General features: G+C 67.9%; 20 protein-coding genes. 8 read left to right on the plus strand and 12 right to left on the minus strand.

The features are described 5' to 3' along the window. Window positions 1-29: 29 nt before the first annotated feature. The 7 genes from H623_RS0103165 to H623_RS0103195 all read right to left on the minus strand — a co-directional run bounded on the left by H623_RS0103165 (window position 30) and on the right by H623_RS0103195 (window position 8,041). Window positions 30-1,082 (minus strand): alanine racemase, encoded by a 1,053-nt coding sequence (locus H623_RS0103165; RefSeq protein ID WP_022899498.1) that lies wholly within the window; start codon window positions 1,080-1,082, stop codon window positions 30-32. Beyond that, window positions 1,079-2,113 (minus strand): alanine racemase, encoded by a 1,035-nt coding sequence (locus H623_RS0103170; RefSeq protein ID WP_022899499.1) that lies wholly within the window; start codon window positions 2,111-2,113, stop codon window positions 1,079-1,081. Before H623_RS0103170 ends, H623_RS0103165 begins: the two co-directional genes overlap by 4 nt. Before the next feature lie 46 nt (window positions 2,114-2,159). Next, the gene (locus H623_RS17485; RefSeq protein WP_022899500.1) at window positions 2,160-2,936 is read right to left on the minus strand and encodes a glutamine amidotransferase; all 777 of its coding nucleotides are present in this window, start codon (window positions 2,934-2,936) and stop codon (window positions 2,160-2,162) included. Next, window positions 2,933-4,207, minus strand: a complete 1,275-nt coding sequence (locus tag H623_RS0103180) for a MurT ligase domain-containing protein (protein ID WP_022899501.1) — start codon at window positions 4,205-4,207, stop codon at window positions 2,933-2,935. The genes H623_RS17485 and H623_RS0103180 overlap by 4 nt, the downstream gene beginning before the upstream one ends. A 9-nt stretch (window positions 4,208-4,216) precedes the next feature. Continuing rightward, window positions 4,217-5,518 (minus strand): RNA polymerase sigma factor, encoded by a 1,302-nt coding sequence (locus tag H623_RS17490; protein WP_022899502.1) that lies wholly within the window; start codon window positions 5,516-5,518, stop codon window positions 4,217-4,219. A gap of 232 nt (window positions 5,519-5,750) precedes the next feature. After that, a complete protein-coding gene (locus H623_RS0103190) occupies window positions 5,751-7,064 on the minus strand; it encodes an MFS transporter (protein WP_022899503.1) in 1,314 nt (437 codons plus the stop codon). 50 nt (window positions 7,065-7,114) lie between these two features. Then, entirely contained in the window at window positions 7,115-8,041 is a 927-nt protein-coding gene (locus H623_RS0103195; protein ID WP_022899504.1) for a proteasome assembly chaperone family protein, read from the minus strand. Between the two features lie 106 nt (window positions 8,042-8,147). On the opposite strand from H623_RS0103195, the gene H623_RS0103200 reads away from it, so the two are divergent. The 3 genes from H623_RS0103200 to sucB all read left to right on the plus strand — a co-directional run bounded on the left by H623_RS0103200 (window position 8,148) and on the right by sucB (window position 12,737). Further along, window positions 8,148-9,623, plus strand: a complete 1,476-nt coding sequence (locus H623_RS0103200; protein WP_026939857.1) for a leucyl aminopeptidase — start codon at window positions 8,148-8,150, stop codon at window positions 9,621-9,623. A gap of 105 nt (window positions 9,624-9,728) precedes the next feature. Continuing rightward, window positions 9,729-11,102, plus strand: coding sequence for a dihydrolipoyl dehydrogenase (gene lpdA / locus H623_RS0103205; RefSeq protein ID WP_026939858.1), 1,374 nt, complete (start codon window positions 9,729-9,731; stop codon window positions 11,100-11,102). A gap of 69 nt (window positions 11,103-11,171) precedes the next feature. Further along, the gene (gene sucB / locus H623_RS0103210) at window positions 11,172-12,737 is read left to right on the plus strand and encodes a 2-oxoglutarate dehydrogenase, E2 component, dihydrolipoamide succinyltransferase (protein ID WP_022899507.1); all 1,566 of its coding nucleotides are present in this window, start codon (window positions 11,172-11,174) and stop codon (window positions 12,735-12,737) included. Between the two features lie 39 nt (window positions 12,738-12,776). Here the strand turns inward: sucB and H623_RS17495 are convergent, their stop codons facing one another. Continuing rightward, entirely contained in the window at window positions 12,777-14,321 is a 1,545-nt protein-coding gene (locus H623_RS17495; RefSeq protein WP_022899508.1) for a protein kinase, read from the minus strand. 179 nt (window positions 14,322-14,500) lie between these two features. Between H623_RS17495 and lipB the strand changes: the two genes are divergently transcribed. The 3 genes from lipB (at window position 14,501) to H623_RS0103230 (ending at window position 16,898) form a co-directional block, all read left to right on the plus strand. Then, window positions 14,501-15,136, plus strand: a complete 636-nt coding sequence (gene lipB / locus H623_RS0103220; RefSeq protein WP_026939859.1) for a lipoyl(octanoyl) transferase LipB — start codon at window positions 14,501-14,503, stop codon at window positions 15,134-15,136. Next, window positions 15,133-16,122, plus strand: a complete 990-nt coding sequence (gene lipA, locus H623_RS0103225) for a lipoyl synthase (RefSeq protein ID WP_022899510.1) — start codon at window positions 15,133-15,135, stop codon at window positions 16,120-16,122. The genes lipB and lipA overlap by 4 nt, the downstream gene beginning before the upstream one ends. Before the next feature lie 74 nt (window positions 16,123-16,196). Then, a complete protein-coding gene (locus H623_RS0103230) occupies window positions 16,197-16,898 on the plus strand; it encodes a DUF4191 domain-containing protein (protein WP_022899511.1) in 702 nt (233 codons plus the stop codon). An 87-nt stretch (window positions 16,899-16,985) separates the two neighbouring features. Here H623_RS0103230 and H623_RS0103235 read toward each other — a convergent pair whose 3' ends face one another. Continuing rightward, a complete protein-coding gene (locus H623_RS0103235; protein ID WP_022899512.1) occupies window positions 16,986-17,411 on the minus strand; it encodes an RDD family protein in 426 nt (141 codons plus the stop codon). Window positions 17,412-17,551: 140 nt separating this feature from the next. Here H623_RS0103235 and glnA (H623_RS0103240) point away from each other — a divergent pair, with 140 nt between their 5' ends. Continuing rightward, window positions 17,552-18,976, plus strand: coding sequence for a type I glutamate--ammonia ligase (gene glnA / locus H623_RS0103240; RefSeq protein WP_022899513.1), 1,425 nt, complete (start codon window positions 17,552-17,554; stop codon window positions 18,974-18,976). Window positions 18,977-19,062: 86 nt separating this feature from the next. On the opposite strand, the gene H623_RS0103245 is transcribed toward glnA (H623_RS0103240), so the two are convergent. Next, window positions 19,063-22,041, minus strand: coding sequence for a bifunctional [glutamine synthetase] adenylyltransferase/[glutamine synthetase]-adenylyl-L-tyrosine phosphorylase (locus H623_RS0103245; protein WP_022899514.1), 2,979 nt, complete (start codon window positions 22,039-22,041; stop codon window positions 19,063-19,065). A 21-nt stretch (window positions 22,042-22,062) separates the two neighbouring features. Continuing rightward, window positions 22,063-23,400 (minus strand): type I glutamate--ammonia ligase, encoded by a 1,338-nt coding sequence (gene glnA, locus H623_RS0103250; RefSeq protein WP_022899515.1) that lies wholly within the window; start codon window positions 23,398-23,400, stop codon window positions 22,063-22,065. Between the two features lie 122 nt (window positions 23,401-23,522). Here glnA (H623_RS0103250) and panB point away from each other — a divergent pair, with 122 nt between their 5' ends. After that, complete coding sequence (gene panB / locus H623_RS0103255; RefSeq protein ID WP_022899516.1) at window positions 23,523-24,392, plus strand: 3-methyl-2-oxobutanoate hydroxymethyltransferase; 870 nt, start codon at window positions 23,523-23,525, stop codon at window positions 24,390-24,392. Window positions 24,393-24,483: 91 nt separating this feature from the next. Here panB and H623_RS0103260 read toward each other — a convergent pair whose 3' ends face one another. After that, window positions 24,484-24,684, minus strand: coding sequence for a hypothetical protein (locus H623_RS0103260; protein ID WP_022899517.1), 201 nt, complete (start codon window positions 24,682-24,684; stop codon window positions 24,484-24,486). Between the last annotated feature and the right edge of the window lie 2 nt (window positions 24,685-24,686).

The following is a 24,686-nucleotide window of genomic DNA, read 5'->3' on the forward strand; positions in this document are numbered from 1 at the left end:
GTGGGGCATCGTGCTGTGCGGGATGCCCGTCAGCGATAGATGCGCGGAATGCGCCGGTCGACGGCGAGCACGATCTCCTCGCCGATGGTGTCGATCGCTTCGGCCCACTCGGTGGCCGTCGGCTCTCCGTCATCGCCGGGGCCGAACAGCACCGCCTCGTCGCCGAGACGGCTGCCCTGCGGCGCGGCCACGGACATCCATTCGCGTTCGATGCGCAGCACGCGGGCTCGGGACCCGTGGATGCCCACGTGCACCTTGCCCGCGGCAATACTCGGTACGCCGTGCCAGGCGCCGAGAGGAAGCACTGCCTCCCCGTCACGGAGGTCGACGACTCGCGTGCGCAGCGAGAGCACCGGGCTGATTCCGAGCTCGGGCTCGTGCGGGCCGCCGGCGGGCGAGATGCCGTAGGCGAACGCGCCCACCCGCACCAGGTCGTATCGGAACTCGGGACGAAGGAATGAGGCGGCACTGGCGGACAGATGCCGCCATGCCGGTGTGAGCGACGCCGCCGCTGTCGCGTCCAGCGCCGACTCGAATCGGGTGCGGGCATGGTCGTCGTCGTCATCCGAGGCTTCGGAGATGTGGCTCCAGATGCCTTCGACCACGATGCGGCCCTCCGATTGGAGGTCGGCCGCGCGCGCGACGAACGGCTCCCAGTCCTCGAGGCGCACGCCGTTGCGGTTGAGGCCGGTGTCGACCTTGAGGTGCACGCGCACAGGACTCGTGGTGCCCGCCGAAGCGACCGCCTCGAGCACGCTCCGATCGCCGACGCCCAGGTCGATCCCTTCGCCGGCGGCTCCGGCGAGGTCGTCGCGGGCGCTGAGGAGCCAGGCGAACACGCGCACGTCGTCCCCGACGAGCGCACGCACGTGCTGCGCCGTCTCGATGTCGAGAGCACCGATCCACTCCACGCCGCGCTGCACCGCTCGGGGCACGAGAACATCGGCACCGTGCGCATACGCGTCGTTCTTGACGACGAACATGTGGCGCGCGGGCGCGACGCGGTCTCGCACCGCATCCAGGTTCGCATCGAACGTCGCCAGATCGACCAGCGCGTGCGTCGGTGGAGGCGTCTCGGTCATCGCTGGTAGCTCCGTATCACGCGGGGACCGATGGTGGCAGCGAGCTCGACGGTGTCGCGTCCCGTGATGCGCGCCCACTCCGCCAGTCCGGGCTCACCCTCGGCAGGATCGCCGAGGAAGACGACCTCGTCGCCCGACTGCGCCGTCACACCGCCCAGGTCGACGACGACGACGTCCATCGCCACGCGGCCGATCACCCGGGCGCGGTGGCCGCCGATGGCGACCTCGGCGTCATTGCCGACGATGCGCGGCACGCCGTCGGCGTACCCGCAGGTGACCAAGGCGATGCGTCCGTCCTTCTCGGCGCGGTAGATGTACCCGTACGAGACGCCCTCCCCCGCAGCGATCCGCTTGGTCAGCACGACGCGCCCGGTGAGGCGTGCGACGACCGATCCGGTCGCGGTGCCGTCGGGATACGGGATGCCATAGAGCCCGCGCCCCACGCGGACGAATTCGTCATCGGCACCACGGCCGGCCAGCACCCCGCGGGTGCCATGCAGGTGGGCAGGGACGCCGGTTCCGATTGTGCCGCGAGCCCGCTGCAAAGCGTCGCCAGCGTGGTCGCGCGCCACCCGCGGGTCTGCGACGCCCATGAGCGCCGCCACCGGCGCGATCGACGCCACGGAGGCCATGCCCGAGGCGTCGTCCGGTGCGAATCCGCGCCGCGCTCCTCCGCAGTCGATCACGGTGTGGATGCCATCGGCTCCGCGATCCAGGGCACGCTCGGCTTCAGCGCGTGTCCCGGCTGCGGCGACCACGCCGAGGCCCGCCACGGACGCGCCGTCGGGGCGAAAGGCCAGCAGCGGGATGCTGACGCCGGCAGCGCGCACCCGCACCGCCTCGTCGAAGTCCGCGACCGCGAGCAGGTCCGCACCCGCATCCGCGCACTCCCTGGCTACTGGGACCAGCCCCAGCCCGAACCCGTCGTGGTCGACCCGGGCGATCAGGCCGTGCGCCGCCTGGCGGTATCGGCGCACATTCGCCGCGAGCCGGTCGAGGCGCACGGCGAGCCGGCGGGAGTCAGCGGTCACGAACGTGCCTTTCGCGTCGTATCTGGCCCTGCGGTGCGCACGGCGATCACTGAATCGTCGTGAACACCGAGGCGACATGGCTGCGCATACGCTCGGTCGCGTGAGCCGCCAGCCGGTCGTAGTGAGCGAGCGAGGCATCCGGAACGTACGTAATGCCGGCATGCCGAGCCGCTGCCCCCGCGAGGTGATCGGCGAGCAGCGGGTTGAGCGGGAGCAGCGGTCCCTGCAAAAGCGTGCCGATGATGGTGGAGGTCCGTACGCCGTCGGGCCGAGAGGCCGGCCCTGTCACGTCGCGCACGATCGTGGCGAACCGTGTCTGAACGCCCGTCAGCTCCGTGGCCTGATCCTCGAACCCGGTGATCGTCCCCTCGTCCGTCTCGGCGATCGCGTAGCCGACCCGCCGACGGCGGCCGCGGTGCGCCTCCGCGCCCAGCACGCCGAGACCATCGAGATCGCCCGAGGAATCGTGGATGCGCGCACACAGCAATTCGAGACCCGCACCGACAGCGAAGAACGGGACCCGCTGGGCCCACTCCGCGATCGTCAGGCGGTGGCGGAGCGCATCGGGAAGCACACGCCGCAGAGCGGAGAGCGGGCCGTTGCCGATCACGACGAGATCCGGCTCCGTACCGAGGGAGGCTCCTGGCCGGTGCGTCTCGATCGCGACAGTGTGACCTGATCGCTCCAGTCTGATGCGGAGCACGTCGACGTTTCCGGCGTCACCGGTCACGCCGAGCTCATCGGGGTACAGCTGCAGAATGCGGATGGTCCCGCCCGATGAGGGCCCAGCCTTCCGCGCGTTCTCGTCGGTCGCGTCGTTCACAGGCGGGTCTCCAGATCGGGGAATCCGAGGAACTTGCGCGCCAGCATCATCTGTTCGTAGTTGACGAACCAGAGCTTGCGGTCCTCGGTGGGCGACGGCATCCGGCGCATCAGCTCGATGGCCTTCTCGAGGTCCGGTTCGACGCTGCCGACCGGCACGCCGGCGTATTCCAGGCGGAGGGCGACCTGCCAGGCCTTCTCCCCCGTGACGACATCCACGTGGTCGAGCGAGTCGAACGACACGTCGTAGATCCAGGAGATGTCCGGAGTCCCCTCGTCGAGCGCGAACATGACCTGCTGCGGCGGCGTCAGCAGGGAATCGAGGTTCAGCTGCAGGCTCGGCCCGTTCTTGAACATGACGAACTCGACACTCTCGTCGCCGAACGGGATGACCTCGCCGCGGCCGTACGCGGGACGCATCGTGGCGAACGCCTCGATCACGCTCGCCGAGTCGAACGTGCTCCCGAGCACGAGCGACGCGGTCGCCGAGGCCGCCGCGGCATCGACCGCGTAGTGAAGCCCCCGGGCAGGCAACTCGACAGTGATCGATTCGTCACCCACGGCGATGGTTGCATCCCGTCCGCCGAACGAGCGCACCTCGCCGAGCGCGACGGGGCGGGATTCCGCCGTCTCGTCGCGGAAGTCCGGTGCTCCCAGGAGCCCGTGCTTGCTCGCGCGGAGCACGTCGTCGCTCGCGCCGAAGTACGAGACCCTCGGTGTCGAACGGCTCCCGAGGCGCGACCCGACCTGGCTGAGCAACGGGTCCTCTCGGTTGGTGACGATGTTCTCGCTCGCCAGCACCGAGGCATCCAGCATCATGTCGGCGACGCGCTCGGTCTCATAGAAGCGGTACAGCTGGTCGACCTGACAGTTCAGCATGAGCACCGTGCGGGGGCGCAACAGCTGCGCGAGGTCAACGGAGAACGCCTCGTCCACTTCGAGAACGGCGACGTCGGCCGGCAGACGGCCGGACACGGTCACCTCCGAGAGCATCGCCGAGGCGATACCCTGCGGCAGGTTGGCGCCCGTGGGGTTCGTGAACACCTTCAGGCCGTGCGCGCGCAGCAGCTCGGAGACCATGTGCGTGGTGGTGGACTTGCCGTTCGAACCCAGCACGAAGATGACACCATGGCTCCACTGAGCCGAGACGTCTTCGATGAAGCGGGGCCAGATCTTGCGCACCAGGTAGCCGGGGAAGGCGGAGCCGCCTCCCCTCAGGCGCGTCGCGAACCGCGCGAGGCGGCCGAGCAGGATCGCGAGAGAACGTCGCACCCGGCGCGCCTACTCGAGGTAGTCGCGCAGCGACTGCGAGCGGGACGGGTGGCGCAGCTTGGCCATCGTCTTCGACTCGATCTGACGGATGCGCTCGCGCGTCACGCCGAACGTGTCTCCGATCTGGTCGAGTGTCTTCGGCATGCCGTCGCCCAGGCCGAAGCGCATGCGGATCACGCCTGCTTCGCGCTCGGAAAGGGAGTCCAGCAGGCTCTCGAGCTGCTTCTGCAGCATGGTGAAGCCCACCGCGTCGGCCGGCACCACGGCCTCCGTGTCTTCGATCAGATCGCCGAACTCGCTGTCGCCGTCCTCGCCCAGCGGGGTGTGCAGCGAGATGGGCTCGCGGCCGTACTTCTGCACCTCGACGACCTTCTCGGGCGTCATGTCGAGCTCCTTGGAGAGCTCTTCGGGAGTCGGTTCGCGTCCGAGGTCCTGCAGCATCTGGCGCTGCACGCGGGCGAGCTTGTTGATGACCTCGACCATGTGCACCGGGATGCGGATGGTGCGCGCCTGGTCGGCCATCGCCCGCGTGATCGCCTGGCGAATCCACCACGTGGCGTACGTGGAGAACTTGAAGCCCTTGGTGTAGTCGAACTTCTCGACCGCGCGGATCAGACCGAGGTTGCCCTCCTGGATCAGGTCCAGGAACTGCATGCCGCGACCCGTGTACCGCTTGGCGAGCGAGACCACCAGACGCAGGTTCGCGCCCAGCAGGTGGCTCTTCGCGCGCTGTCCGTCGCGGGCGACCCAGCCGAGATCGCGACCCAGCTGCGTGCGCTTCTCCTGGTCGGTCATCGCGCCGAGCTTCTCCTCGGCGAACAGACCCGCCTCGATCCGCATGGCCAGCTCGACCTCTTCGGCCGCGTTCAGCAGCGCGACCTTACCGATCTGCTTCAGGTAGTCCTTGACCGGGTCGGCCGTGGCGCCGGTGATCTGAGCGGAATAGACCGGGACGTCGTCGTCCTCGTCCGCTGCCCTCAACACCAGCGCGCCGGTCGGCAGCTCTTCCTTACCTTCGTCGCCCTTGCCCTTCGCCGCGGTGGAGCCGTCGGTCTCGACCAGGTCGGCGTCGTCGTTCTCGTCGCCGTGGTCTTCGTCCGCCTTGGCGGGGGAAGCCTTCGAGGATGCCTTGCTAGGCGAGGCCTTGCTGCTCGCTTTGGCTTTGCCGGCATCCTTCGTCGTCGTGGACTTGCTCGCCGCCTTCTTCGTGGTCGACGTGCTCGTGGTCTTCGACGCGGCACGCGTCGTCGGGGCCTTGGCCTCGCCGGTGGGCTCCTCTACGGTGCGGGGGTCAGCCGTTTTGGTTGCCATGGAGTTCACCTTCCAGCCCTCTCGTCGAACACGCGCAGCGGGGTTGATCGAGGGGGTTCGGGTCGCTTGCGGACACTATGAGGACCCATGTCAAGTCCGCAACTCTTCGCACTTCTTCTTCCTGCGTCCTGACTCACGGCCCTGACGCGGTTGATCGTTGTGCTGTTACGGACATGAACGGGTCCGATCATCGATTATTGCACGTACTGGACGTCCGGCCGCGCAGCGCCGCTCAGTGTCGGCCCCGGTTCCAACGTGCAACCAATGCAACCCACAGAGGCCCCACTTCTATTCCCTCATCATCCAGAAGGCGTCGGCGTGTTCGCCGCCGCGCCGAGATCAGGAACAGCACTCCCGCGCCGACGACGACGTACTGCACGGCGAATGCCATCCGGAAGCCATTCAGCGTGTACAGCCCGGTACCGGTGAGCCTGTTGTGCCAGTCCAGGATCACGCCGACGAGATAGATCATGACGAAGCTCGCGGCGAACCCTCCCACGTTCACGAAACCATTGGCCGAGCCGAGAGCGTGCATCGGATTCGAGGTGCGCGCGAAGTCGAATCCGATCAACGACCCCGGCCCGCCGGCGCCGATCACGACGAGCAGGATCACGACGAGCCAGACCGGCGGAGTTCCCGGCCAGAGCAGCAGCACGGTCCACACCACAGCCATGCACGCGACGATGGAGAGAACGATGTTGCTGCGGCGCAACGGGAATCGCGCCGTCAAGATTCCCAGGATCGGACCGACGACCAATGCCGCGCCGACGATGACCGTGAGCATCCAGGACGCAGCCGCCGGACTGTAGCCCAGCGCGTACACCATGAACGGCACGCCCCACATCAGCGCGAAGACCGTCCCGGACGACTGGGTGACGAAGTGCGACCAGAATCCGAGCTGCGTCCCCGGACGCGCGATGGCGACCCCGAGCTGCCGGAGCGACTGGGGCCAGCTCGCGGGCCGCGGTCCCTCGAGCGAGCCGGCGGGCCGATTGCGCACGACGGCGAAGATCCCGGCGAACGCGACGAGCGAGACGCCGGCCGAGGAGAGGAAGGCCACGCTCCATCCGGACTGGTGGAGAAGCAGGGCGAACGGCACGGCGGAGACGACCTGGCCGAGCTGGCCGATGTTGCCCACCCACTGCGACAGCTGGGGAACGGCACGACCGGAGAACCAGGAGTTCACGAGCCGGATGAGACAGGTGAAGATCATGGCGTCGCCCGCCCCCACCAGAACCCGACCGAGCACCGCGACACCGATCACGGCGGAGATGCCGACGGTCGCCTGACCGATCGCCATCAGCGCTGTGCCGGTGAGCATGAGCGCGCGCGGACCGACTCGATCGATGAGGACTCCGACGGGGATCTGCAGGCAGGCGTAGACGATCAACTGCAGGACAGCGAGCGTCGAGAGCAGCGACGCCGTGGTGTGGAACCGATCGGTGGCCGCGACGCCGGCCACGCCGATGGTCGTGCGCTCCATCACCGCGATCAGATATCCGAAGACGCCCGCGGCGAAGATCAGCCACGAGCGTACCGAATTCACTCCTTCAACGTTACGCGGTGCGCGGAACAGCGCCGTTCAGCGGCCGAGGGTCAGAGGCCGAGCCCGTCGTCATCACCCTTGCGCCGATAGGCGAGGAAGTTCTCCAGCTCCGTCGCGATCTCGTCCGCGGAAGGCACGGCACCGTCGAGGTGCGTCAGTGGCGACTTCAGCGGCGAGTCCTGCATGTAAGCGTCGTGTCGCTGCTCGAGAGCGCCTACGAGTCTTTCCAGCTCCGCATTCCCCGCGACCTGCTCGTCGATGTTGGAGACGAACTCCCGATCTTCCTCGCGCAGTCGATCCGTGGGGAAGATCAGGCCGGTCACAGTGCTGATGTTCTCGATCGCGGCGACCGCCACCGCCGGATACTCGGTATCGCCCAGATAATGCGGCACCAGCAGCACGAGCCCGGTCACCGATGCGCCCATCTCCTGCAGCCGGTATTCGATGAGGTGCATCGCGGTTCCCGGCGCCTGCGTGGTCGGGCGCCATACCGACAACTTGTCGGCCAAACCCTCCTGATTGCCGCTCACCGTGACACCGATGGGACGCGTGTGCGGCACCGGCATCGGGATCGACTGCACCCAGACGGTCGACCGAACCTTCAGGAGCGAGACGAGATCCAGCACGGCGGCGCTGAAGCGCTCCCATTGGAAGTCGGGTTCATAGCCGTTGAGAAAGAGGAACTGGCGACCCAGCTCATCGCGCATCAGATAGAGGCTCAGCTGTACCGGGCGGTAATCGCTGAGGTGATCCTGATCAAACGTGATCACGGGCCGGCGCGCCCGATAGTCGAGAAGGGTGTCGTTGTCGAAACGCAGGACCTCTTCCGCTTCGAGCGAGTCGAGAAGGTAGCTGCCGAGTTGCGAGACGGCACCACCGGCATCCGCGAATCCGGTGAGGCCCGCGATGAGGTAGAGGCCCGTTGGCAGGCGATCCAGTGCCGTGCGGACGTCGTAAAGGTCGCGGGGGTCCTGCATGGTTTCAATGCTAGTCAGCGCGCCCCGCGTCACCGGGGCCGCCGAAAGCGCCCACAGCGAACACCGGGACGGGCGTCACGACGACGCGAGACATACGATCGGCGACATGCCTACTCCCTCTCTCGCGTTGTCTCCCACTCGCCCCGAGGTCGCCGACGGCGATGTGCTCGTGCTCTTCGTGCAGGCGGGTGCTGATGGTCCGACGGTCATCGGACGCGACGTTGACCGGACGCTGCTCTCCCAGGTCCGCGCGAGCGGGGCAACGGACCAGGTGGTGAGACTGCCGGCGGGACTCGTCGACGAGGGCCCTGTCATGCTCACGGGCGTTGGATCGGCGCCGACCGAGACGGCATTGCGCTCCGCGGCCGGAGCGGCGGTTCGCGCTTCCGGCGGCGACGTCCGGTTGATCTTGGATGCCCTGCCTGCCGGCCCTGAACAACTGGCCGCTCTGCTCGAAGGCGCGGCGCTCGGCGGCTACGTCTACCCGGGCTCGCCGCGATCGGGCGGCCAGGAGACACCGGCCTCCTCCGTCGTGGTACTCGGGGACGCCGCGAATGCCGACGCCCTCGTGCGACACGCGCAAGCCGTCGGCGACGCCGTGGCGTTGACGCGCCGGCTCGTCGACACTCCTCCGTCGCAACAGGGTCCGGCCGACCTCGCGCGCGCCGCCTCGACGGCGGTGTCAGATCTTCCCATCGACGTGCGGGAGTGGGACGAGGCGGCGCTGCACGCGGACGGGTTCGGCGGCATCCTGGGGGTCGGAAAGGGCTCCGTGCGGCCGCCCCGGCTCGTTCGGCTCGACTACGCCCCCACCGGCGCGCAACGACACCTCGCACTGGTCGGCAAGGGAATCACGTTCGATTCCGGTGGTCTGTCGCTGAAGCCGCCGGCGTCGATGGTCGGGATGAAGTACGACATGGCGGGAGCGGCATCTGTTCTGGCCGTCGTCGTCGCCGCGGCGCGTCTCGGCCTGCCGGTGCGGGTGACGGCGTGGATGTGCATCGCGGAGAACCTGCCGTCGGGCTCGGCGATTCGTCCGAACGACGTGCTGACAATTCGTGGCGGCACCCGGGTGGAAGTGCTGAACACGGATGCCGAGGGTCGCCTCGTGCTCGCGGACGGCCTTCGCGCGGCGCTCGAGGAGAAGCCCGATCTGGTGATCGACATCGCAACGTTGACAGGTGCGCAGATCGTCGCGCTGGGCACGCGGTACTCCGCGGTGATGGGTGACGACGAAGCGGTGTCCACCGTGCGGAATGCGGCCGAGCACGTCGGAGAGCTCGTCTGGCCGATGCCCCTTCCTTCCGAGCTCCGTTCACGCCTGAACTCCGAGGTCGCGGACCTGGCGAATGCGACGCCGGGGAACCGCTCCGCCGGCATGCTTCTGGCGGGAGTGTTCCTTCGCGAGTTCGTGTCCGCCGGGCCGGACTCTCCCGACGCTCCGGCCGTCCCCTGGGCGCATCTCGACATCGCAGGAACCGCGCAGAACAACGGTTCTCCCTACGGTTTCACGGGCAAAGGCGCGACCGGTGTGCTCGTACGCACGCTCATTCGGGTGGCCGAGGAGTTCGGCGCTCGGTAGTAGGGTCTTATGGGCAGGAATCGCCTGCTCATCGACGGCCGTCTGCAGTCGAGAACAACGCCCGCAGACGGTATCGTCCACCATCCCGACCCGAGGAGTGAATGGGTGTCTGAGCAGAACTTCGACATCGTTGTTCTGGGAGGCGGGAGCGGAGGTTACGCGGCAGCACTGCGCGCGAGCGAACTCGGCTTCTCCGTCGCCCTGATCGAGAAGGACAAGGTCGGAGGGACCTGTCTGCACCGCGGGTGCATCCCCACGAAGGCGCTTCTCCATTCCGCTGAGGTGGCGGACTCGGCGAGGGAATCCGCGAAGTACGGGGTGGTCGCACAGCTCGAGGGCATCGACCTCGCAGCGGTCACCAAGTACCGCGAGGGCGTCGTCGCCAAGAAGTACAAGGGCCTGCAGGGTCTCGTGAAGGCGCGTGGCATCACGGTCGTCGAGGGCGAGGGGCGCCTCGTCGCACCCAAGACCGTGCGTGTCGGTGACGTCGATTATGTCGGTCAGAACGTGGTCCTGGCCACCGGATCGTACTCGCGCTCGCTTCCCGGGCTCGAGATCGGCGGACGCGTCATCACCAGCGAGCAGGCGTTGCAGCTCGATTTCGTGCCGAAGAAGGTCGCCGTGCTCGGCGGCGGTGTGATCGGCGTGGAGTTCGCGAGCGTCTGGAAGTCCTTCGGAGCCGAGGTCTCGATCATCGAGGCGCTCCCCCACCTCGTGCCGAACGAGGATGAGTCGATCAGCAAGTCCCTCGAGCGTGCATTCCGTCGTCGCGGCATCGACTTCCGCCTGGGCATCCGGTTCCAGGGCGTGACACAGAACGACGACGGCGTCGTGGTCTCCCTCGAGAACGGCGACACAGTGGATGCCGACCTGCTGCTCGTCGCGGTCGGCCGCGGCCCCGTGACCACTGGTCTCGGATTCGAAGAGGCGGGTGTGACGATCGATCGCGGCTTCGTGATCACCGACGAGCGTTTGCGCACGGGAGTGGACGGCGTCTACGCGGTCGGAGACATCGTGCCCGGCCTGCAGCTCGCCCATCGCGGATTCCAGCAGGGCATTTTCGTCGCCGAGGAGATCGCGGGGCTGAACCCGATCATCGTCGAGGACGTGAACGTGCCGAAGGTGACCTATTGCGAGCCGGAGGTGGCATCCATTGGACTGAGCCAGGCCAAGGCCGAGGCGCAGTACGGCGCGGAGAACGTCACGTCGTACGACTACAGCCTCGCCGGAAACGGCAAGAGCGAGATTCTCGGCACCACCGGCTCCGTGAAGGTCGTGCGGGTGAACGACGGTCCCGTAGTCGGCGTGCACATGATCGGTGCCCGTGTCGGCGAGCTGATCGGAGAGGCGCAGCTCGCGGTGAACTGGGAGGCCTACCCCGAGGACATCGCGCCGTTCATCCACGCGCACCCGACGCAGAACGAGTCGCTCGGTGAGGCGTTCCTGTACCTCGCCGGAAAGCCGCTGCACACGCTGTGATCCACAGCGCAGCAGACAGCACTGCAATAAGCTTTCGTAACGAATCGCATTCTTGAAGGAGACAAGGTCATGAGCGAATCCGTCAGCCTCCCGGCACTCGGTGAGAGTGTCACGGAAGGCACGGTTACCCGCTGGCTGAAGCAGGTCGGCGACCGCGTCGAGGTCGACGAGCCGTTGCTCGAGGTGTCCACTGACAAGGTCGACACGGAGATCCCGTCTCCCGTAGCGGGCGTCGTCGAGCAGATCCTCGTGCAAGAGGACGAGACCGTCGAGGTCGGCACTGCGCTCGTGATGATCGGAGACGGCTCGGCCCCCGCCGGAGCCCCGGCGCAGCCCGCCGCTGCGGAGGCGCCGGCGGCAGGCGAGACGACCCCGGCGGAAGCCGAAGAAGCCCCCGCGGAAGCCGAGGAAGCCCCGGCGCAGCAGGAACAAGCACCGGAACAGCCGGCGGCGGCGCCGGCCCCATCGTCCGCTCCAGAGCCCACCCCCGCAGAGCCCGCCCAGGCGTCGCCGGACGCGGAAGTGCCTTCTACAGCGGCCGAGAGCCCGGCGCAGGCGCCCGCGCCTGCCACCGCTGTCGATGAGGCTCCCGCATCATCGGCGCAGTCGGCTCCTGCCGCGTCGGCGCCAGAGCCGGCACCCGCTGCGTCGTCCGCGCCGGCCGCACAGGCGCCCGCCGCAGCAGCAGCGCCCGCCGCGTCCGAACCCGCACCCGCCGCACCATCTTCCGGCTCTCACGCCGGAACCGGGTACGTCACGCCGATCGTCCGCAAGCTCGCGAATGAGCAAGGTGTCGACCTTTCCACGCTCACGGGTACGGGCGTCGGTGGACGCATCCGCAAGGAGGACGTGCTGAACGCGGGCACGCCCGCCACCGCACCTGCCGAGGCCGCGGCCTCGACCAAGCTCGAGACCTCGGTGTTGCGCGGCACGGTGCAGCCGATGTCCCGCCTGCGCAAGGTCGTCGCAGATCGTGCGGTCGTCTCCATGCAGAACTCGGCGCAGCTCACGACGGTCGTCGAGGTGGACGTGACCAAGGTGGCCGCGCTTCGGGCCCAGGTGAAGGGCGACTTCGAGAAGGCCACCGGCACGAAGCTTTCGTTCCTTCCGTTCTTCACGCTCGCTGCGGCAGAGGCGTTGAAGGCCTACCCGGTGATCAATGCGACGGTGGATGGTGAAAACATCGTCTATCCCGATCACGAGCACATCTCGATCGCAGTAGACACGGAGCGAGGGCTTCTCACCCCGGTGGTGCGCGATGCGAGCGCGCAGAACATCGCGCAGCTGTCGCAGCAGATCGCCGATCTCGCGCAGCGCACGCGGGACAACAAGCTGAAGCCCGACGAGTTGGCGGGTGGCACGTTCACGGTGACGAACACCGGTTCACGTGGCGCCCTGTTCGACACTCCGCTCGTGTTCCTGCCGCAGGTGGCGATCCTCGGAACCGGAATCGTGACCAAGAAGCCCGTCGTCGTCTCCGCCGACGGAGCGGACGCGATCGCCGTGCGCTCGACGGTCTACCTCGCACTTTCGTACGACCACCGGATCGTCGACGGCGCTGACGCGGCGCGTTTCCTCGTCGCAGTGAAGAACCGCCTGGAGGAAGGCGCGTTCGAGCGCGACCTCGGCATCTGACTCGAGAATCCCCCGGCGCACCGCGGCTTCCCGCCCCGGTCAGTTCTCGAACAAGGCGCGAAGACGCCAGCCGGCCTCGGTCCTCACCAGGAGGAGCGAGGCCGGCTTCGTCGTCTGCAGCGATTCGGGCGCGATGGCGACGACGGCAGCATCGCCGAGGGTCTCGACCAGGGACAGGCGCGACGCCGCGGGAACCGCGGGAGCATCTCCCCCGCCCGTGATGAGCACCGAGTCCGCCGATGCGATCGGCGAGTCCAGCTGATCGACGCCCGACAAGCACTGCAGGGCGCCGCGTGCGATGCACCGGCTTCGTTCGGCGAGGAGGCGCGACGCGGCGCGTACCGCGCCCTCGTCCACGGCACCACCCGCGATCGGCGCCGGCTTCGATCGAGCAGACGTTGAAGTCGGTGCAGCCGATGCGCGAGGCGTTCCCGTCGCTGCCGTCCACGGTGCGGACGTCCCGACGGGTGTCGTCGGTGGGCGCGCGGTTTCGGCGCGGCCCGATGGATGATCGGGGACGACGACCAAGAGGGCGCAGGTGATCGCGGCGGCGGCGGAAACGGCGATGAGTATCGGGCGCCGCCTCGCCCGTGCGAACACGCGAATGCGCTCGCCCGCGCGCGAAGCCACCCCGTGCTCCATGGCGGTCACGAGCGCGGCGCCCAGCGCGGAGGAGGTGGGCCGCCGGCCGCGCACGGCGGCATGAGCGACGGAACGGCCAGGATCCTCGCCGAGCTCGTTCCGTTCGACCGGCCTTGCGCTATGCACGTGGTGAGCCCGGTCATCGGGTGAATCCGCCCGCTCACCGGCCGGCGCGATGGGCGCGACGGGGCCCAGCGCGAAAAGGGCTTCTTCGAGTGCCGCAACGGCCTTCAGCTCCGCGCCGATCCCTGCCGTCGGATCGCCGGATGCTTCGAGCCGGGCGAACGCAGCAGTCACGCGCTCGAGCGACCCGCGTTCGACACCCCCGAGCACGACGGTGCCAAGCACGCGCTGCGCGATCGTGGAGACGGCAGCCCAGTCCTCGGTGAGGCCGGCCGCCGTCGCACGCCTCGCGCGTCCGAATCCGAGCAGGACCGGGCATCCTGCCGCATCGAACCGCACCCGCGCGGCGGACAGCGAACCGTGCGACCAGCCGGCCTCGTGAACCGCGGAGACCGCTCTCACGAGTCCCACACAGACCGTCACCGCCTCACCCGCGTCGATGTCGTCGCGAAGCCGCAGCCACTCGCTGAGCAGTGCGCCCTCCAGCCGCTCGAGGATGACGCAGACCGGTCTCCGCTCGGCCACCGCCACGTCCAGGACCCGTACGACGTGCGGAGAACTGACCGCGCAGAGGCATTCGACGAGTGCAGCAGCGCAGTCCGAGGCTCGTTCCGGGTAGGCCTTCACGACGACGGGTCCATCGTCGCCTCTCGCCAGGTGCACCCAGGCGTGTTCGCCAGTGCCGATCGAGCGCAGCAACCGATAGCCGCCGAGCTCCGACCATACCGGTGTCTCCTCGTCTTTCGGCGCGGCACGCAGAGGCGGTTCCTCCGCGGAGAGGTCCGCAGGAGCAGGTCGTGGATGTCGTCTGCCGGGCATGGCACTCAGGCTCCCGCTTTCGTGCGGACCAGAAATGACCACGGCCGGCGAATGTGGACTCCACGCGACCGAAGCACCAGGGGACGAGAAGACTGCGCGCCGCCGTGCGGCCCAACTCCCGAACCGATCAGAACGAAAGTCACCACTCGAGCCGGTTGGCAGGCATTAGGTTGGTAGGCGTGTTGACATATATCGACACGGGGCTAAGCGCCAACTCCGTGCCGTATCTCGACGCCCTCGAGCAGCAGCGTGCCGTGCACGCGGCTGTCGTCGACGGGCGGGCGCCTGACACTGTTCTCCTGCTCGAGCACGAGCCCGTGTACACCGCGGGCAAACGCACGGCCGACGACGAACGTCCCACCGACGGCACGCCGGTGATCGACGTCGACCGTGGCGGCAAGATCACGTGGCACGGACCGGGCCAGCTGGTCGGATATCCGATCCTGCGCCTGGCCGAGCCGATCGATGTCGTCGGTTATGTGCGGCGGTTGGAGGGCATGCTCATCGACGTGCTCTCCGATCTCGGCGTGGACAGCCACCGGGTGCAGGGCCGAAGCGGAGTGTGGGTCTCGACGGAGGGGCCCGACGCGAAGATCGCGGCCATCGGCATCCGTGTCGCCTCCGGTGTGACCATGCACGGGTTCGCCCTGAACTGTTCGAATGACCTGGAGCCGTACGACCGCATCGTGGCCTGCGGCATCCGTGATGCCGGTGTGACGACGATCTCGCGCGAACTCGGCCGCACGGTGACGCCGCAGGATGCTGCGCCTCTGGTTCGTGCTCGCTTCGACTCGGTGATCGGGGTCGCCGCGTGACCGCCGCGCCCGAGGGCCGCAGAATGCTGCGGCTGGAGGCTCGGAACGCCCAGGTGCCGATCGAGCGTAAACCGGAGTGGATCAAGACGCGCGCGAAGATGGGCCCGGAGTACACGCAGCTGCAGAATCTGGTGAAGTCCGAGCAACTCCACACGGTCTGCCAAGAAGCCGGCTGCCCGAACATCTACGAGTGCTGGGAGGACCGCGAGGCGACCTTCCTCATCGGCGGGAGCCAGTGCACCCGCCGATGCGACTTCTGCCAGATCGACACGGGGAAGCCCGCGGCTCTGGATGTGGACGAGCCGCGACGGGTCGGAGAGAGCGTCGCTCGCATGGGTCTGCGCTACGCCACCGTCACGGGCGTGACCCGGGACGATCTGCGCGACGAGGGTGCGTGGCTCTACGCTCAGACGATCCGTGAGATCAAGCGACAGGCGCCGGGCACGGGTGTAGAGATCCTCGTGCCCGACTTCTCCGGCAAGCACGAGCTTCTGAAGCAGGTCTTCGATGCCGCACCGGAGGTGTTCGCCCACAACGTGGAGACGGTGCCGCGCATGTTCAAGCGGGTGCGTCCGGCGTTCAGCTACGAACGATCGCTGAATGTCATCACGCAGGCCCGGGACGAGGGCATGATCACCAAGTCCAACCTGATCCTCGGCATGGGTGAGGAGCGCTCCGAGGTGAGTGAGGCGCTGCGTGATCTGCGGGACGCCGGCACGGACATCCTCACCATCACCCAGTACCTGCGACCCAGTCCTCGGCACCTTCCTGTCGCGAAGTGGGTGAAGCCCGAGGAGTTCGTCGAGCTGAAGGCTGAGGCCGACGCGCTCGGCTTTCTGGGCGTGCTCGCCGGGCCGTTGGTGCGCTCGTCCTACCGTGCCGGGCGTCTCTGGGCTCAGTCGATGACGGCGAAGGGCCGGGCGATCCCCGAGAGGCTCGGCGCCCTCGCCGATGCCTCCCTCGGTTTCGCCCAAGCCGTCGGCTGACAGAAGGACGGATCGATCCCGATCGGCTCGGGGCGCCGCCATCGCGGGCGCCCCGAGCCGGTATTCTGGACGGCATGGCACGTAAGGACTCCGCAGCGACGAAGGAACCAGGCCGCATCAAGCAGATGTGGCAGGTGTTCCAGATGACCCGCCGTTACGACTCGCGAGCAACGTGGTACATGCTCGCCACGGTCCTGCTCGGCGTCGCGCTGGGTGTCGTGCTCTCGCTCACACTCACCGGAGGCAACATCTTCTCGATGGTCCTCTGGATCGTCTCGGGTCTGCTTCTCGGTGTGCTGGGCGCCATCATCGTGCTGGGCCGACGCGCGGAACGCGCGGCCTACTCTCAGATCGAGGGACAGCCCGGGGCGGTCGGCGCGGTGCTGCGCAGTTCGCTGAAGCGCTCGTGGCGCGGCAGCGAGATGCCGATCGCCGTGAACGGACGAACCAGGGACGCCGTGTACCGCGCGGTGGGTCGCGGCGGTGTGGTGCTGATCGCCGAGGGGCCGGGGTCGCGCACGCGCAAAATGGTCGAGGATGAGCGGCGCAAGACCGCGCGTATCGTTCCGAACGTTCCGATCAACGTCTTCACCGTCGGTCCCGACACCGACGCGGTCCCTCTGCACAAGCTGGCCGGACGCATGGCGAAGATCAAGGTCGCCTTGACGAAGCCCGAGGTCCTCGCGGTCGACAACCGACTGACTTCGCTCGGTTCGCAGATGCCGATCCCGAAGGGCGTCGATCCTTTGAAGGTCCGCCCGCAGCGCGCCCGTTAGGACCGCGCCCTTGTCGAGACCGAGCATCCGTTAGGGCAAGCCGCGCGCGTCGCAGGGGTGGCCAGCAGGGTGCCAAGACGTAGCACGTCACGCCCGCAGCAGGACCGTGCCGACCACCTTGTCGTGGAATCCCCGCTGATCCGAGTCCCAGACCACCGCCGGGATCACGATGCAGAGAAGCACCGTGCGTACGAGAGGCTTCCAGAGGCCGACCCAGGTGCCGTTCAACGCCACGAGCCGCAGACCGACGATGCGGTGCCCGATGCCTCCCCCGATGGTGGGAATGAAGACGTACTGCATCACCGCGAAGATGCCCAGCGTGGCCCAGCCGTCGTAGTGGAAGAACGCGAACGAGAGCAGCGAGGCGATCGCCCAGTCGATCACGATGGCCAGGATGCGACGTCCAGGCCGGCCGACGGACCCCGGCCCGGATTGCGGGCATCCGAGCCGCTCCCCGGGGTACGTACTGGGAGCGAGATCGCCGAAGCGCTGAGGTGTGGTCGGGCTGGGCACGCCGCGAGTCTAGTGATGCAGCCTGCGTAACATCCCCGAAACAATCGCGATACGGTGGAGAAACCGGCGCCCCCTAGCCTGTCACCGGCTGCTCGCGCAGCCCGAAACGACCCTCCCCGTCACCCTCTTGGAGCAACCACATGTTCAGTGATTCTTCCGAGGTGCTCAAGTTCATCAAGGACACGGACGTCAAGTTCCTCGACATCCGGTTCACCGATCTCCCCGGTGTTCAGCAGCACTTCAACATTCCCGCCTCCACTGTCGACGAGGAGTTCTTCTCCATCGGCCAGCTGTTCGACGGCTCGTCGATCCGCGGCTTCGCGTCGATCCATGAGTCGGACATGCAGTTGATCCCGGATGTCTCGACGGCGTACGTCGACCCGTTCCGTGCCGAGCGCACGCTTGTCATGGTCTTCGACATCTTCAACCCACGCAACGGCGAGGTGTACAGCAAGGACCCGCGTCAGGTCGCGAAGAAGGCCGAGAAGTACCTCGCATCCACCGGGATCGCCGACACGGCCTTCTTCGCGCCGGAAGCCGAGTTCTACATCTTCGACGACGTGCGCTACGAGGTGAAGCAGAACGGTGCCTTCCACGTGGTGGACTCCGAGGAGGGCGCGTGGAACTCGGGCCGTGCCGAAGAAGGCGGCAACCTGGGCAACAAGACCGCATACAAGGGCGGCTACTTCCCCGTCTCGCCGGTCGACAAGACCGCCGATCTGCGCGACGACATCTCGCTGAAGCTGATCGAGGCGGGTCTGGAGCTCGAGCGTGCACACCACGAGGTCGGCACGGGTGGTCAGCAGGAGATCAACTACCGCTTCGACACGATGGTGCACTCGGCGGACGACATCCTGAAGTTCAAGTACATCGTGAAGAACACGGCCGAGCAGTGGGGCAAGACCGCCACGTTCATGCCGAAGCCGCTGTTCGGCGACAACGGGTCGGGCATGCACACGCACCAGTCGCTGTGGAACAACGGAAGCCCGCTGTTCTACGATGAAGCCGGCTACGGCGGGCTGTCCGACATCGCCCGCTGGTACATCGGCGGTCTGCTCAAGCACGCGGCGAGCGTTCTGGCGTTCACCAACCCGACGGTCAACTCGTATCACCGTCTCGTGCCCGGCTTCGAAGCGCCGGTCAACCTCGTCTACTCCGCCGGCAACCGTTCCGCCGCGATCCGCATCCCGATCACGGGGACGAACCCGAAGGCCAAGCGCATCGAGTTCCGCGCTCCGGATGCGTCCGGCAACCCCTATCTGGCCTTCGCGGCACAGCTGATGGCCGGCATCGACGGCATCCGCAACCGCATCGAGCCGCACGAGCCCGTCGACAAGGACCTGTACGAGCTCCCGCCCGAGGAGGCCAAGTCGATCCCGCAGGTGCCGGGAACGCTCGAGGCCGTGCTGAACGCGCTGGAGGCCGACCACGACTTCCTCACGGCCGGCGGAGTCTTCACCGCCGAGCTGATCGAGACCTGGATCGACTACAAGCGGGAGCAGGAGATCAAGCCTCTTGCACAGCGTCCGCACCCCTTCGAGTTCGAGCTGTACTACGGCGTCTGACACTCGCTCTCATTGGCGAAGCGGGCCGCTCCTGCGGGGCGGCCCGCTTCGTCGTCACGCAGGCCGACGCACGGGCGTGGACCGCGTCAGGCGTCGTAGAACTTGTGCTCGAACACGGCGCGCGCCCGGCGCGTCACGGCGAGATACTCCTCTTCGAGGAGCGACGCGGATCCGCTCGGGTACCCGAGCAGCCGCGCGACGCCCTCCAGCGCGTTGCGCTCGACGGGGAGCACATCCGAGGTCTTGTTCGTCCACAACGTGACCGCACTGCGGGCCCGGGAGGCGAGGATCCAGGCCTCGCGCAGCCGCGTGGCATCCGTCTCCTCGAGCAGCCCGAGCGTCACGCAGGCGGTGAGAGCATCCAGCGTCGACGTGGTGCGCAGGGACGCAGAATGGGCCCCGTTCTCGAGCTGTTTCAGCTGCACGAGCCACTCCACGTCGCTGAGAGACCCGCGGCCGAGCTTGAGGTGCCTGGTCGGATCCGCGCCCTGAGGCAGCCGCTCGTTCTCGACACGGGCCTTGATGCGTTTGACCTCGCGCACGTCGCGCTCGGAGATCGCGGCCGGATAGCGCACCGAATCCGCCAGCGCCTCGAAGTCCGCGAGCAACGCCGCATCCCCGGCCACCCCGCGCGCGCGCAGCAGCGCTTGCGCCTCCCACGTGAGCGACCAGCGCTCGTAGTACGCGCGATACGACGCGAGCGAGCGGACAGGCGTGCCGTTCTTCCCCTCCGGGCGCAGCCCCATGTCGAGGTCGAGCGGCAGCTGCGCGTCCTCCGTGAGGCGGCCGAGCTCGGCGACGATGGCGAGCGCCGCCCGGTGTGCGCTGCCGGTGTCCTCGTCAGGTCCCGGCCTGAAGACGTAGAGCACATCCGCGTCGGATCCGAAACCGAGCTCGCGGCCGCCGAATCGTCCCATCGCGATCACCGCGAACTCGAAGTCTGCCCGCTGCCGTCGAATGGCGCTCAGCACTCCTGAGATCGTCACCTCGGTGATGTCGGTGAGCCCGCGCGCGAGCTGCGCCACCGTGGCGATGCCGAGGATGCCCGCGAATGCCAGCCGAAGCACCTCACGACGTCGCACCGCACGGATGGCGCGTGCGGCGGCATCCGGTGTCGCGTGGCGTTCCAGGATCGCCGCGACTTCCTCATCGAGCGCGGCGCGCGGCCGTGCGGCCAGGTCCGCGTCGTCGTCGAGCCAGGCGACGCTCTCCGGGATGACGCCGAGCAGCTCCCCGGCGAACCGTGAGCCGGACAAGACTCGGGTGAGTCGCTCGGCGGCGCCGGACGAGTCGCGGAGCATGCGCAGGAACCAGTGCGTGCTGCCCAGATCCTCGCTGAGCCGCCGGAACGTCAGCAGACCGTAGTCCGGATCGGCGCCGTCGGCGAACCACTGCAGCATGACCGGAAGCAGGGTGCGTTGGATCGATGCGCGCCTGGACACTCCTGCCGTCAGCGCGCCGATGTGCCGAAGGGCGCCGTGCGGGTCGACGAAGCCGATCGCGGCGAGGCGTGCCGCTGCCTGGTCCCCCGTCAGCACGCTCTCCTCACCGGGCAGCGCGGCGACGGCGGCCAGCAGCGGACGATAGAACAGGCGCTCGTGGAGCCCGCGCACCCGGCGTTTCACGTCGTTCCACAGCGTTGTCAGGCCGGCTGCGTTCGGTGCCAGGCCTGTCGCTCTCGCGAGGACGCGCAGCTTGTGCTCATCACGCGGCATGAGGTGGGTGCGGCGCAGGTCGGCCAGCTGGATGCGGTGTTCGAGGATTCGCAGCACCCGGTAGTCGCGCGCGAACTCCGCCGCCTCCGCACGGCCGATGTACCCACCCGCTGCCAACGCCTCCAGCGCGGGAAGCGTGCCCGCCACCCGCACGGTCTCGTCGGTGTGCCCGTGCACGAGCTCGAGGAGCTGCACGGTGAACTCGATGTCGCGCAGACCGCCCGGGCCCAGCTTGAGCTGCTGGTCGACCTCGTCCGGCGGGATGTTGTCGGTCACACGTTCGCGCATGCGCTGTACCGAGGCCACGAAGCTCTCGCCGCTCGCGCTCGCCCAGATGTACGGGGTGATCGCCTCGATGTAGCGGGCACCGAGTTCGACGTCCCCGGCGATGGGCCGAGCCTTCAGGAGCGCCTGGAACTCCCATCCGTGCGCCCAGCGATCGTAATACGCGACGTGCGACTCCAGCGTGCGCACCAGCGCGCCGTCCTTGCCCTCCGGACGGAGATTCGCGTCGACCTCCCACAAGGGAGGCTCGATCCCGAACTCATCGATGCCACGCATGGTGAGCGCGGCCAGCCGCGTGCCGATGTCGACCGCACGTCCCGACGACACACCGGCCTCCTCGGCACCGTCGACGACGAAGATCACGTCGACGTCGCTGAGGTAGTTCAGTTCGCGGGCACCGGTCTTCCCCATGCCGATCACCGTCAGCTTCGTGGCCGCGACCTCGTCCGCGGGGAACGTGCCCGGTCCGCCCGCGCTCGTCATGGCCCTGGCGACGGCCAGCGAGGCGTCGAGCGCGGCGCCCGCCAGCGCGGCGAGCGTGCGTGCGACCTCGCCGAGCCCGCCCACCGGGTCACTCTGCTGCAGATCGAAGACGGCGATCTCGGTGAGCCGCGTGCGATAGCGAACGCGAAGCGCCCGCCACGCGTCCTCGCCCGAAACGGATGCCACGCCGTCGCGCTCCCCCACCGCCTCCAGCAGGTCGGCGTGCAGCCGGCTCTCGCTCGGCAACGAGCCCACAGGATCACGGAACACGGCGAGTGCCGTCGGTGCTCGCAGCAGGAACTCGGCAAGCCCTCCCGAAGCGCCGAGCACGAGGAGCAGGCGCTGCAGCGCAGGCATGTCTGTCAGCAAGGCCGACATGCGCTGGTCGCCGCGTCGAAGCAGGTCGAGCACGCGGGACAACGCCGCGTCGGGGTCCGCCACCCGCACGAACAGCTCGAGCGCATCAGCGGCGGCGGGCCCGCCCAGGGAGGCGAACTCGTCGAGTCGAGCACGGGCATCCGACAGTTCGACGAAGCCCGCTCGGGCCAGCGTGGTGAGAGTGATCTGCGGCTGAGATCTCATCGGGTCAGCGGCACCGCACCCTCAGAGCAACTCGAGGTTCGTGCGCCATTCGAACGGCGTCACCTGCGCGCGATATTCGCGGAAGTCACGCTGTTTGTTCGCCAGCACGTAGTTGAACACCTGCTCGCCCAAGGTCTCGGCGACGAGCTCGGAGTCCTCCATGCACTGCACCGCCTGTTCGAGGCTCGCGGGCAGGGCGCCGAACCCGAGCGCGCGACGCTCGGCGTCGCTGAGCGCCCAGACGTCGTCCTCGGCCTCCGCCGGAAGCTCGTACTCCTGCTCGATGCCCTTCAGGCCCGCCGCGAGCACGAGGGAGAACGCGAGGTACGGGTTCGTCGCCGAGTCGATGCCGCGATACTCGATGCGCGCACTCTGGCCCTTGCCCGGCTTGTACAGCGGAACACGCACCAGGGCCGAACGGTTGTTGTGCCCCCAGCACACGTAGCTCGGTGCCTCGTCGCCGCCCCAGAGCCGCTTGTACGAGTTCACGAACTGGTTCGTGACCGCCGTGATCTCGGCCGCGTGGTGCAGGATGCCCGCGATGAACCGGCGTGCGATCTTCGAGAGCTGATATTGCGCCCCGGCTTCGAAGAACGCGTTCGTGTCGCCCTCGAAGAGCGACAGGTGCGTGTGCATTCCGCTGCCCGGCTGACCGACCAAAGGCTTGGGCATGAACGTCGCGTAGACGCCCTGCTCGATCGCCACCTCCTTCACGACGGTACGGAACGTCATGATGTTGTCGGCAGTGGTGAGCGCGTCCGCGTAGCGGAGGTCGATCTCGTTCTGCCCGGGGCCTGCCTCGTGGTGGCTGAACTCCACCGAGATTCCGAGGTCTTCGAGCATGCGCACGGACCGCCGGCGGAAGTCGTGTGCGGTTCCTCCGGGAACATTGTCGAAATAGCCCGCCGAGTCCGCGGGCTCGGGTCCGTTCTCGCCGAACTTCGACGACTTGAGCAGATAGAACTCGATCTCGGGATGCGTGTAGAACGTGAATCCGCGATCCGCCGCCTTTTCGAGCGTGCGCTTGAGCACGTTGCGGGGATCGGCGACAGCGGGCTCCCCATCGGGCGTGGTGATGTCGCAGAACATGCGCGCCGTCGGGTCGACGTCGCCGCGCCACGGCAGAATCTGGAACGTCGTCGGATCGGGATGGGCCAGCAGATCGGACTCGAACGTGCGGGTGAGGCCCTCGATCGCCGACCCGTCGAATCCGAGGCCCTCCGTGAACGCGCCTTCGACCTCGGCGGGAGCGAGAGCGACGGACTTCAGGGTGCCGACGACGTCGGTGAACCACAGGCGCACGAACTTGACGCCGCGTTCCTCGATGGTGCGGAGCACGAAGTCACGCTGCTTGTCCATCTGGCCCCTTTCCTCGTGTTCTAAGGGTAGTGGTTGGCGGTGTGCCGCGCGGCCCGCCGCGGCCGCCGGATGCGTCTGCGTGATCGCCGGGCGCGCATGCGCCGGCGGATAGACTGACGCGCATGTCCGAGCAGGAGACCGCCGCCCCGAACACCCCGAGCGAAGAGCGCCCCTACGGCGGAACGCCGGCCGGACCGAAACGCGTGCGCACACGGCACTTCCAGAACGCGAAGGCTAACGGCATCAAGATCACCGGGCTCACGAGCTATGACATGCTCAGCGCGACGATCTTCGACGAGGCGGGCATCGACTTCCTCCTGGTGGGCGACTCAGCCGGAAACAACGTCTTCGGCTATGACACCACGCTGCCCGTTCGCGTCGACGATCTCATTCCCCTGACGCGCGCGGTCGCCCAGGCTGCGAAGCGCGCTTTCGTAGTGGCGGACATGCCCTTCGGTTCCTATGAGACCGACGTGCAAGACGCGCTGCACACCGCGGTGCGCTTCATGAAAGAGACCGGTGCGCATGCGGTCAAGCTCGAGGGCGGGCGGCGCAGCGCGAAGCAGATCCGTCGCATCGTCGACGCCGGCATCCCGGTCATGGCTCACATCGGCTACACCCCGCAGAGCGAGCACCAGCTCGGCGGTCACATCATTCAAGGCAGGGGCGACTCGGGTATCGAGAACCTCCTCGCCGACGCGCATGCGATCGAAGACGCCGGCGCGTTCGCTGTCGTGCTCGAGATGGTGCCGACGGATGCCGCGGCGCAGGTCACCGAGGAGCTCGCGATCCCGACGATCGGAGTCGGCGCCGGCCCGCATGTGGACGGGCAGCTTCTGGTGTGGACGGACTGGGCGGGTTTCACCACGGGACGCGTTCCGCGGTTCGTTCGGCAGTACGCCGATCTCAAGGGCGTTCTCGGCGATGCCGCGCGACGGTACAAGGACGACGTCGAGCAGGGCGAGTACCCGGGACCCGAGCACAGCTACTGAGCAGCTGCCACGGTTACTGAGCACGGCTGCCACAGCTACCGACTACGACCACTGAGCGCCATCGTCGACCGACGCGTCACCGACCGACGAGTCAGCGATCTTCTTCGGCGTCGTCCTCGGCCCAGCGGGCGCTGTTCTCGCGGAGCTTCTCGAGCGCGTGCTCGGCCTCCTCGTGCGTGTCGAACGGGCCCACGCGATTCGGCGCGGGAGACAAGAACCCCTGTTCGACCGCACCGGTCTTCACGTTGTACCAGTACTTCTGCTCGATGTCGTTCTCGAACGGCTCCGCCATAA

The sequence above is a fragment of the Humibacter albus DSM 18994 genome (assembly GCF_000421825.1).
GTDB classification, from domain to species: Bacteria; Actinomycetota; Actinomycetes; order Actinomycetales; family Microbacteriaceae; genus Humibacter; species Humibacter albus.

Excerpts from the sequence above, each read along its gene's own strand:
- H623_RS0103245 (WP_022899514.1), bottom strand. The coding sequence starts at position 22,041 with ATGAGATCTCAGCCGCAGATCACTCTCACCACGCTGGCCCGAGCGGGC.
- H623_RS0103195 (WP_022899504.1), bottom strand. The coding sequence starts at position 8,041 with ATGCAGGACCCCCGCGACCTTTACGACGTCCGCACGGCACTGGATCGC.
- panB (WP_022899516.1), top strand. The coding sequence starts at position 23,523 with ATGTCCGAGCAGGAGACCGCCGCCCCGAACACCCCGAGCGAAGAGCGC.
- H623_RS0103230 (WP_022899511.1), top strand. The coding sequence starts at position 16,197 with ATGGCACGTAAGGACTCCGCAGCGACGAAGGAACCAGGCCGCATCAAG.
- H623_RS0103200 (WP_026939857.1), top strand. The coding sequence starts at position 8,148 with ATGCCTACTCCCTCTCTCGCGTTGTCTCCCACTCGCCCCGAGGTCGCC.
- sucB (WP_022899507.1), top strand. The coding sequence starts at position 11,172 with ATGAGCGAATCCGTCAGCCTCCCGGCACTCGGTGAGAGTGTCACGGAA.
- H623_RS17495 (WP_022899508.1), bottom strand. The coding sequence starts at position 14,321 with ATGCCCGGCAGACGACATCCACGACCTGCTCCTGCGGACCTCTCCGCG.
- H623_RS0103260 (WP_022899517.1), bottom strand. The coding sequence starts at position 24,684 with ATGGCGGAGCCGTTCGAGAACGACATCGAGCAGAAGTACTGGTACAAC.
- H623_RS17490 (WP_022899502.1), bottom strand. The coding sequence starts at position 5,518 with ATGGCAACCAAAACGGCTGACCCCCGCACCGTAGAGGAGCCCACCGGC.
- H623_RS0103165 (WP_022899498.1), bottom strand. The coding sequence starts at position 1,082 with ATGACCGAGACGCCTCCACCGACGCACGCGCTGGTCGATCTGGCGACG.
- glnA (WP_022899513.1), top strand. The coding sequence starts at position 17,552 with ATGTTCAGTGATTCTTCCGAGGTGCTCAAGTTCATCAAGGACACGGAC.
- glnA (WP_022899515.1), bottom strand. The coding sequence starts at position 23,400 with ATGGACAAGCAGCGTGACTTCGTGCTCCGCACCATCGAGGAACGCGGC.